Genomic DNA, 8,611 nt, shown 5'->3' with positions numbered 1-8,611 from the left:
CGGCGCCGGCCAGGACCGCGCGGCCCCGAGCGGCGCGCCCAGCGGGGCGCCGAGCGCGGCGGCCACGAAGAGCTGACGGGGCGTCGTAGCGGACGCCGGTGCGGCGTCGCGGGACGTCGTACGGCAGGGGCGGTACTCCCGGTGAACGGGGGTGCCGCCCCTGCGCGTCGGTCCTCGCTCAGTCCAGCCAGTGCCGGCGGCCGACGCTGATCAGCCGCATCTGGCGCTGTGCCACCTGCGCGATCCGCTCGCGCTCCGGCTCCGGGGCGTCCTGGGCGTCCAGGAACAGGGACGCGGTGATCAGCATCTGGTCGACGTACAGGTTGGCCAGCATGAGGAGGTCGTCGCCGCTCCAGCCCTCGGACTCCGGGTCGTTGGCGAGCTGGTCGCGCACCTCCTCGCCGAACCGGGCCAGTTGGTCCTGGATGGCCTCGCGGACCGGCTGGACCCCGCCGTGCCGCTCACGGGCGATGAAGCGGACGTGCGCGGGGTGGGTCTCCACGTGACGGGCGATCAACTCGACGGCGCGCTCGATGCGTCGGTCGCTGCCCTCCGTCGAGGACACGGTGGTGCGGATCATCGGGTGCAGGCTGCCCAGCGCCTCCTCGACCAGGGCCACGCCGAGGTCCGCGGTGGAGCGGAAGTGCCGGTAGAAGGCGGTCGGGGCGACGCCGACCTCCCGGGTGACCTCGCGCAGGCCCAGGCTGCTCAGGCTCTGCTCCTCCAGCAGTCCGAGCGCCGCGTCCAGGAGCGACTGCCGGGTCTTCTGTTTCTGTGCCTGCCGGATGCCGAGGGTGTGACTCATGTCATCCAGTTAACAACTGTTCTCCGTAATTGGAAAGCCGTGCGGCGCGCTAGACTCTGGAGTCAGTGAACAACTGTAACCACAACTGTTCACCCAAAAGTAACGACCCACGTCACGACAGCCGTACCGGAGGGGGATCCGTCCCATGCTGTTCCTCGTCGCCGCACTCATGCTGCTCGGCGTCGTCCTGGGCACCGTCGCCCACGCGCCGTTCGCCTTCACCGCCGTCGCCGCCGCCGTCATCGCCGCCTGGCTGGGCGTCTTCGCGCTCCGCGAGCGCCACGCCCGCCGCCGCGGCTCGGTCCACTGAACCCGCCCCACCGTCCCCAGGAGCACTGATCACCATGCAGCTCACCGCGCAGGCCACCCCCCGCACCGGTGCCCGTGACGCCGACGGCATGGCCGTGGCGTCCTTCATCCTCGGCCTCGTCGGCCTTCTCGTCCTGAACGTCTTCCTCGGCCCGATCGCCATCGTCCTGGCCTCCGTCGCCCTGTGGCGCGGCACCCAGCGCCGGGGCCGCGCCTACCTGGGCCTCGGCCTCGGAGTGGCCGACCTCCTGGTCCTGCTGGCCTTCGTGCAGGTCGACTCCACGCTGTCCTGGAGCTTCTGAGCCGGCCGTCGGCGGACGGTCCTGGCCCGAGGCGGTCCGGACACGCCCCGTAGAATCGGCGTCACCATGGCATACCTCGACCACGCCGCGACCACCCCGATGCTCCCCGAGGCGGTCGAGGCACTCACCGCGCACCTGGGCGCCACCGGCAACGCCTCGTCCCTCCACGCATCCGGCCGCAGGGCCCGCCGCACGGTCGAGGAATCCCGCGAGACCCTCGCGGAGGCGCTCGGCGCCCGCCCCAGCGAGGTCGTCCTGACCTCCGGCGGCACCGAGGCCGACAACCTCGCCGTGAAGGGCCTGTACTGGTCCCGGCGCGACGCGGACCCCGCGAGGACGCGGGTCCTCGCCAGCCCCGTCGAACACCACGCCGTCCTCGACGCCGTCCACTGGCTCGGCGAGCACGAGGGCGCCACCGTCGAGTACCTCCCCGTCGACAAGTTCGGCCGCGTGCACCCCGACGCCCTGCGCGCGGCGATCGCCCGCGACCCCGACGACGTCGCCCTCGCCACCGTGATGTGGGCCAACAACGAGATCGGCACCGTCATGCCGGTCCGTGAACTCGCCGACGTCGCCGCCGAGTTCGGCGTCCCGCTGCACGCCGACGCGGTCCAGGCCTTCGGTCAGGTGCCCGTCGACTTCGCCGGCTCGGGACTCGCCGCGATGACGGTCTCCGGCCACAAGGTCGGCGGCCCGTACGGCATCGGCGCCCTGCTGCTCGGCCGCGAGCACACCCCCGTCCCGGTCCTGCACGGCGGCGGCCAGGAGCGGCACGTCCGCTCCGGCACCCTCGACGTCCCCGCCATCGCCTCCTTCGCGGTGGCCGGCCGGCTCGCCGCCGGGCAACGCGCCTGGTTCGCCGCGGAGATCGGCGCCCTGCGCGACAGCCTGGTCGACGCGGTCCGTACGGCGGTCCCGGACGCGATCCTCGGCGGTGACCCGGCGCCGGGCGGCCGCCTTCCGGCCAACGCCCACTTCACCTTCCCGGGCTGCGAGGGCGACTCCCTGCTCCTCCTCCTGGACGCCCAGGGCATCGAGTGCTCCACCGGCTCCGCCTGCACCGCCGGGGTCGCCCAGCCCAGCCACGTCCTGCTGGCCACCGGCACCGACCCGGACCTGGCCCGCGGCACCCTGCGCTTCTCGCTGGGGCACACCTCCACCGAGGCGGACGTGGAGGCGGTCGCGAAGGCGATCGGGCCCGCGGTGGAACGCGCCCGCGCGGCGGGGCTGACGTAACACCCGGGCGGCGGGACACTCCGGGCGTGAACCTTGCCTCCCAGGTCCTCGCCCTGCTCGCGGCCGTGATCCATCTCGTCGTCGGCACACTGGAACGCTTCTTCTACGACCGTGCGGCCGTCCGTGTCTTCCTGACCACGTCCGACGCCGACGCCCCCGAGGTCACCCTGTGGCGCTCGGGCGTCGCCGTCTACAACATCCTGCTCGGCCTCGGTCTGGTCGCCGGGGTCGTCGCACTGCACGCCGGTGATCCCACGGCGGGCCGCACGCTGGTCCTCGGCCTGTGCGCGTTCCTCGTCGTCTCGGCGCTCGCCTTCGCCGCGTCGTTTCCGCGACTGTGGCGCGGGGCGCTCGGCCAGGGGCTGCCGCCGGTGCTGGCTCTTCTGGCCGCCGCTGTTCTCTAGTGTCGACAGAATTGCGCTCAATGCTCAACTACGGCTGAAATTAAGGCCAGCTGTCGACAGTTGACGGCTTGATGGACTACCTTCCGGGGTCACACAGACCTGGCCCAGGCACTTCGGGCCGGGGGCTGCCGCCGGCACTTCCACTGCCGGCGGCAGCCTGCTGATGAGGCCTGGGCTGACCGTCTGTTCCGGTCAGCTCTCCGTGACCATGAGGGAAGCCATCATTCCCTCGTCCTCGTGCTGGAGCAGATGGCAATGGAGCATGTACATGTACGTGTCGTCGGCGAAGTCGGTGAACTCCATGGCGATCTGGATCGTGCCGCCACCGACGACCTCGAACGTGTCGTACCAGCCGAGGTCGACCCCGGTCGGGTCCTCGCCGTTGATCGAGATCAACTGGTAGGGCACGTCGTGCAGATGGAACGAGTGCTCCAGCTGGCTCGCGTTGGCGATCGTCCAGATCTCCTTCGCGCCCAGCGTCGTACTGATCATGGCCATGCTGGACATGGTGAGTCCGGCCGAGCCGTTGATCTTCATCGTCGCGCCGGTGTTGCTGAGGGTGATGGTGCGGGCGGTGAAGTCGGAGGTGTCGTACCGCTCGATGGTGTTGAGCGTGCTCGGCAGGTCGTCCGGGGTGTCGGTGCCGCCCGCCGTGACCGTGAGGAAGTCGTACGTCCCGGAGCCGCCGCGGATCCAGCCGGTCGTGATGACCACCTGGAGCGTGACGTCCGCGGTGACGTCCATGACGAACTCGGCGCGGGCGCCGGCCACCAGCCGGATCGTGGTCACCTCGGCCGCCTCCGCCAGGTAGCCCTGGTCGGTGGCGATCTGGGTCAGCGTGCCGCCGTCGCTGCGCTGGATGGTGATGATGTCGGACGGCGAGGCGTTGAGCGCCCGGAAGCGGTTGCGGGTCTTGGTGGCGGCGAACGCGAGGGTGGTGTCGTCGACGTTCTCGCCGTTCACCAGCACCGGGAAGCTCAGCCCGGAGCTGAGATAGCCGCTCTGGTCGTACTTGATGTCCCCGGCGCTGTCCACGGCCAGGCACTGGAAGATGAGCGGGATGTCGTCCACGCCGTAGTCGCCGGGCAGCGCCGCGGACGTGTCGGAGTCGTCCTCCACGATGATCATCCCGGCCAGGCCGTGGGTGGCCTGCTTGGCCGTGGTGCCCAGGGCGTGCGGGTGGTACCAGAGGGTCTTGGCCTCGTCCAGGACGGTGAAGGTCGGCGACCAGACCGTCCCGGCGGAGAACGCGTTCTGCGGGCCGCCGTCCATCTTGGGCGGGACATGGGCCCCGTGGAAGTGGACGGTGGTGTCCTCGCTGAGGCTGTTGGTGATGTTCAGCAGGACGGCGTCGCCCTTGGTCCACTTCAGCGTGGGGCCGAGGAACGACTGGTTGTAGCCGGCCGTGGTGCTGGTGACGCCGCTGAGCACCTCGGCGGTGCCGGTCTGCGCGGCCAGGGTGAAGGTGGTGGTGCCGTCGGTGGTGGTCCCCTCCAGCAGGTCGGGGATGGTGAGGGTGCCGTCGGTCGCGGCGGCCGCCTTGCTGCGGGTGCTGTCGGTCAGCAGTGAGAACGTCGCCCCCGCCGCCGCCACGGCCCCGAGGCCCACCCCGGCCATCCCGCCGAGGAACTTCCGCCGGTGCAGGCCCTTCTTGTGGCCCCTGACCTCCTTGGAGTGCTCGCTCTTGGCTGTGCTGCCGTCGCGCGCGTGCGCGCCTCTGTCCGGCTCTGTGGTGTGTGTCATGGCCGGGAGCCTCAGGCCACGGCCTGTGGGCACACTGAGCCGAAACTAGGTGCGAGCCCGGGAACCTGTGAAGCCGGTGTCCGGTCAACTGCCCTGAAGAAAAGCCAAGTTGACGCTCCGCAGGTCATGATCGGCGCGCGGGACATGTCGGGCGCGCGATTCCCGCCCGAATTTCATACCTGGCTAGGCGGACGTACTCCGCGCCTCACGCACCAGCCGTATGTACCGGTCCCAGTCCCAGTGCCTGCCCGGGTCGGTGTGGTCCGTCCCCGGCACCTCCACATGGCCGATGATGTGCTCGCGGTCGACGGGGATGTCGTACCGCGCGCATATCCGGGCGGTGAGCCGCGCCGAGGCCGCGTACATCTCGTCCGTGAAGTCCTCGGGCCGGTCGACGAATCCCTCGTGCTCGATGCCCACACTGCGTTCGTTGTAGGAGCGGTTGCCCGCGTGGTACGCCACGTCCAGCTCGCGGATCATCTGGGTGATGTGCCCGTCCTTGCGGACGATGTAGTGCGCCGCCGCACCGTGTCCCGGGTCCTGGAACACCTTCACCGCGCTGGCGAAACTGCCCTGCGTGACATGGATGATCACCATGTCCACGCCGTAGTCGTAGGGCCGGTCCGCGCGCCGCCAGTTCGCTTCGGAGGCCGCCACCCACCGCGCGCCGGCGAAGTCGACCGCGCCCGCGACGCGCGGTTTCTCCACCCCCGGCGTCCGCCACCACAGCCGCGCCAGCTCGTCACGGGCCAGCACCGCGGAGCCCACCGCGGCCGCCGTCCCGCCGATGATCAGCGCCCGGCGCCCGATGCGCCGGTCGCCGTCCCTGGAACCCTCTGTCGCCCCCATGTGATCGTCAACGGATACCCGGCGGCCCCGGTTCCCGAGTCCCCGTACTCTTGAAGGGTTATGACTGACACCACGCCGCGCCCTCTTCGTGTACTCGCCGCCATGTCCGGTGGAGTGGACTCCGCCGTAGCCGCCGCCCGCGCCGCCGAAGCCGGTCATGACGTGACCGGCGTCCATCTCGCGCTCTCCGCGAACCCGCAGTCGTTCCGCACGGGCGCGCGTGGCTGCTGCACCATCGAGGACTCCCGCGACGCCCGCCGCGCCGCCGACGTCATCGGCATCCCGTTCTACGTCTGGGACCTCGCCGACCGCTTCCGCGAGGACGTCGTCGAGGACTTCGTCGCCGAGTACGAGGCCGGCCGCACCCCCAACCCCTGTCTGCGCTGCAACGAGAAGATCAAGTTCGCCGCCCTGCTCGACAAGGCGCTCGCGCTGGGCTTCGACGCGGTCTGCACCGGCCACTACGCCAAGGTCCTGGTGGACGAGGACGGCTCCCGTGAGCTGCACCGCGCCTCCGACATGGCCAAGGACCAGTCGTACGTCCTCGGCGTCCTGGACGAGAAGCAGCTGGCGCACGCCCTGTTCCCGCTCGGCGACACCGTCACCACCAAGGACGAGATCCGCGCCGAGGCCGAGCGCCGGGGCCTCGCGGTCGCCAAGAAGCCCGACTCGCACGACATCTGCTTCATCGCCGACCGCGACACCCAGGGGTTCCTCTCGCGAAGGCTCGGCAAGGCCGAGGGCGACATCGTCGACGAGGCGGGCGCGAAGGTCGGCACCCACGAGGGCGCGTACGGCTTCACCATCGGCCAGCGAAAGGGGCTGCGCATCGGCACCCCGGCCGCCGACGGCAAGCCGCGCTACGTCCTCGACATCTCGCCGGTCGACAACACCGTGACGGTCGGCCCGGCCGCGGCCCTGGACGTCACCGGGCTGCGCGCCATCAAGCCCCGCTGGTGCGGCACGGCCCCCGAGGGCCCCGGCACCTACACCGCCCAGCTCCGCGCCCACGGCGGCGAGACCGAGGTCACCGCCGAGCTGGTCGACGGCGAACTGTGCGTGTCGTTCACGGAGCCGGTCCGCGGGGTCGCCCCGGGCCAGGCGATCGTCCTGTACGACGGCACCCGCGTGGTGGGCTCGGCGACGATCGCGTCGACCACGCGCGCGACGGCCGGGGTGGCCTGAGCCACCTGGCTCACGGGACCCGGCCGCGTCACCGGGCGAAGAACTCCGCCAGAACCGGTGCCAGGGCGGCCGGGTCGACCATGTGGGTCTGGCCCTCCAGGACGCGGTACGACCCCGTCGGCGCCGCGTCCGCGACTGCCCTGGTGCCTTCGCGCATCCACCCGGGGCTCGCGCCGCCCGCGACGGCCAGCACCGGGACCGTGACCGAGGCCAGCCGCTCCCGGGGGACCAGGCCGCCGGCCATGGCCGAGTTGTCGTAGGCGAGCGTCGGTGCGACGGCCTCCATGCCGGGCCACATGGGGGAGTTGCGGGCGCCCCTGATCATCTCCTCGCCCATGCCGGTGAGCCGCAGGAACAGCTCCACTGCGTCCCCGCTCCGGCCCTCCGAGAGCGCCGCGGTGAGGCTCTCGGTGTACTCGGCGTTCTGCTCGGCGCCGCCGTCCAGGAAGTCGGCGTACGGCGTCTCGTAGACGGCGACCCGGCGGACCGGCAGCCCGCTCGCCGCGGCCTCCAGGACCAGCGCGCCGCCCGACGAGACGCCGAACAGACATGCCTCGCCGCCCGCCGCCCCGATCAGCGCGGCCAGGTCGTCGACCTCGCGGGCCACCGCGTAGGGGGCCGTGTCACCGCTCTCGCCGCGGCCGCGGCGGTCGTACACGAGCACGCTGAACCGCTCCGACAGCGGCACGGCCAGGGGCGCGACCGTGCCGCCCGTGGACATCGCGCCGCTGACGAGGATGACGGCCGGGCCCTGCCCGGAGTGTTCGTACGCGATCGGGGTGCCGTCATGGGAAAGGGTCTTCTTGTCCATGCCTGAGGAGACTGCCGCAGAACACGGAACTCATCGGTCAGGACACGTCGACCTCGACCTCGTAGAAGCAGAGGTGGTCCTTGATCTCCGCGACGGCGGGCTTGGGGTCCGGGTAGGACCACACCAGGTCGGGCGCGTCCGGCACCGACCAGTAGGACGCCGTGCCCTTGAAGGGACAGTAGGTGTGGGTGTCGGAGGGGGTCAGCAGGTCGAGGCGTACGTCCTCGGCGGGGAGGTAGTAGCGCACGGGGGAGCCGGTCTCCCTGAGGACCAGCGGCCGTTCGCTCTCCGCCAGGACCTGGTCGCCGTGCACCACGCGCACGTGCCGCTCGATCTGCTCGATGGTGATCGTGTGTCCGTCTGCCATACCGGAGAAGCGCTCGCGGGCCCCCGGTTCTTCCCGCGTACGGTGACCTCATGCGAATCTGCGTCTTCCTCTCCGCCGCCGACCTTGACGACCGCTACACGCGCCCCGCGCGCGAGTTCGCCGAACTGCTGGGCAAGGGCGGGCACACGCTCGTGTGGGGCGGCTCGGACGTCGGCCTGATGAAGGTCGTGGCCGACGGGGTGCACGAGGCGGGCGGGCGCCTGGTTGGGGTCTCGGTGGAGTTCCTGGCGTCCAAGGTCCGTCCAGGCGTCGACGAGATGGTGATCGCCGCCGACCTCGCCGAGCGCAAGAAGCTGCTCCTGGAGAAGGCCGACGCCGTCGTCGTCATGGTGGGCGGCACCGGCACGCTCGACGAGGCGACCGAGATCCTGGAGCTGAAGAAGCACGGGCACACCGAGAAGCCGGTGGTGCTGCTGAACACGGCGGGCTTCTACGACGGCCTCAAGGAGCAGTTCCGCCGCATGGAGGACGAGGGCTTCCTGCCCCGCCCGCTCACCGACCTGGTGTTCTTCGCGGAGGAGCCGGTGGGGGCGCTGGCGTACCTGGAGGAGTCGCTCGGTACCGCGTGACGGCGTGGTG

The 8,611-nt window shown here is 71.2% G+C and carries 11 protein-coding genes; 6 read left to right on the top strand and 5 right to left on the bottom strand.

From position 1 onward, the window contains the following. Window positions 1–178 precede the first annotated feature (178 nt). Window positions 179–805, bottom strand: a complete 627-nt coding sequence (locus G3I78_RS29345; protein ID WP_164429886.1) for a TetR family transcriptional regulator — start codon at window positions 803–805, stop codon at window positions 179–181. A 145-nt stretch (window positions 806–950) separates the two neighbouring features. Here G3I78_RS29345 and G3I78_RS51285 point away from each other — a divergent pair, with 145 nt between their 5' ends. The 4 genes from G3I78_RS51285 (at window position 951) to G3I78_RS29330 (ending at window position 3,056) form a co-directional block, all read left to right on the top strand. Further along, the gene (locus G3I78_RS51285) at window positions 951–1,115 is read left to right on the top strand and encodes a hypothetical protein (RefSeq protein WP_203615650.1); all 165 of its coding nucleotides are present in this window, start codon (window positions 951–953) and stop codon (window positions 1,113–1,115) included. 34 nt (window positions 1,116–1,149) lie between these two features. Next, window positions 1,150–1,416, top strand: a complete 267-nt coding sequence (locus tag G3I78_RS29340) for a DUF4190 domain-containing protein (protein ID WP_164429884.1) — start codon at window positions 1,150–1,152, stop codon at window positions 1,414–1,416. 66 nt (window positions 1,417–1,482) lie between these two features. Then, window positions 1,483–2,652, top strand: a complete 1,170-nt coding sequence (locus tag G3I78_RS29335; protein WP_164429882.1) for a cysteine desulfurase family protein — start codon at window positions 1,483–1,485, stop codon at window positions 2,650–2,652. A gap of 26 nt (window positions 2,653–2,678) precedes the next feature. Further along, window positions 2,679–3,056 carry a DUF1304 domain-containing protein gene (locus G3I78_RS29330; RefSeq protein ID WP_164429880.1) on the top strand — a complete coding sequence of 126 codons (378 nt, stop codon included), beginning with the start codon at window positions 2,679–2,681 and terminating at the stop codon, window positions 3,054–3,056. Window positions 3,057–3,248: 192 nt separating this feature from the next. On the opposite strand, the gene G3I78_RS29325 is transcribed toward G3I78_RS29330, so the two are convergent. Then, window positions 3,249–4,799: a multicopper oxidase domain-containing protein gene (locus tag G3I78_RS29325; protein WP_203615649.1), complete on the bottom strand. Its 1,551-nt coding sequence runs from the start codon at window positions 4,797–4,799 to the stop codon at window positions 3,249–3,251. A gap of 183 nt (window positions 4,800–4,982) precedes the next feature. After that, window positions 4,983–5,648, bottom strand: a complete 666-nt coding sequence (locus G3I78_RS29320) for a peptidoglycan recognition family protein (protein WP_164429878.1) — start codon at window positions 5,646–5,648, stop codon at window positions 4,983–4,985. A 60-nt stretch (window positions 5,649–5,708) separates the two neighbouring features. On the opposite strand from G3I78_RS29320, the gene mnmA reads away from it, so the two are divergent. Continuing rightward, window positions 5,709–6,833 carry a tRNA 2-thiouridine(34) synthase MnmA gene (gene mnmA, locus G3I78_RS29315; protein WP_164429877.1) on the top strand — a complete coding sequence of 375 codons (1,125 nt, stop codon included), beginning with the start codon at window positions 5,709–5,711 and terminating at the stop codon, window positions 6,831–6,833. Window positions 6,834–6,861: 28 nt separating this feature from the next. Here the strand turns inward: mnmA and G3I78_RS29310 are convergent, their stop codons facing one another. Together G3I78_RS29310 and G3I78_RS29305 are read right to left on the bottom strand one after the other, a co-directional pair. Then, complete coding sequence (locus tag G3I78_RS29310; RefSeq protein WP_164429875.1) at window positions 6,862–7,644, bottom strand: alpha/beta hydrolase; 783 nt, start codon at window positions 7,642–7,644, stop codon at window positions 6,862–6,864. Window positions 7,645–7,681: 37 nt separating this feature from the next. Next, window positions 7,682–8,011 carry a DUF427 domain-containing protein gene (locus G3I78_RS29305; protein ID WP_164429872.1) on the bottom strand — a complete coding sequence of 110 codons (330 nt, stop codon included), beginning with the start codon at window positions 8,009–8,011 and terminating at the stop codon, window positions 7,682–7,684. Between the two features lie 50 nt (window positions 8,012–8,061). Between G3I78_RS29305 and G3I78_RS29300 the strand changes: the two genes are divergently transcribed. Continuing rightward, window positions 8,062–8,601: a TIGR00730 family Rossman fold protein gene (locus G3I78_RS29300; protein WP_164429870.1), complete on the top strand. Its 540-nt coding sequence runs from the start codon at window positions 8,062–8,064 to the stop codon at window positions 8,599–8,601. The last annotated feature ends 10 nt before the right edge of the window (window positions 8,602–8,611 follow it).

It is taken from the genome of Streptomyces sp. SID13726, from assembly GCF_010548375.1.
GTDB lineage: Bacteria > Actinomycetota > Actinomycetes > Streptomycetales > Streptomycetaceae > Streptomyces.
This window is presented reverse-complemented; position numbering and strand designations above follow the sequence as displayed.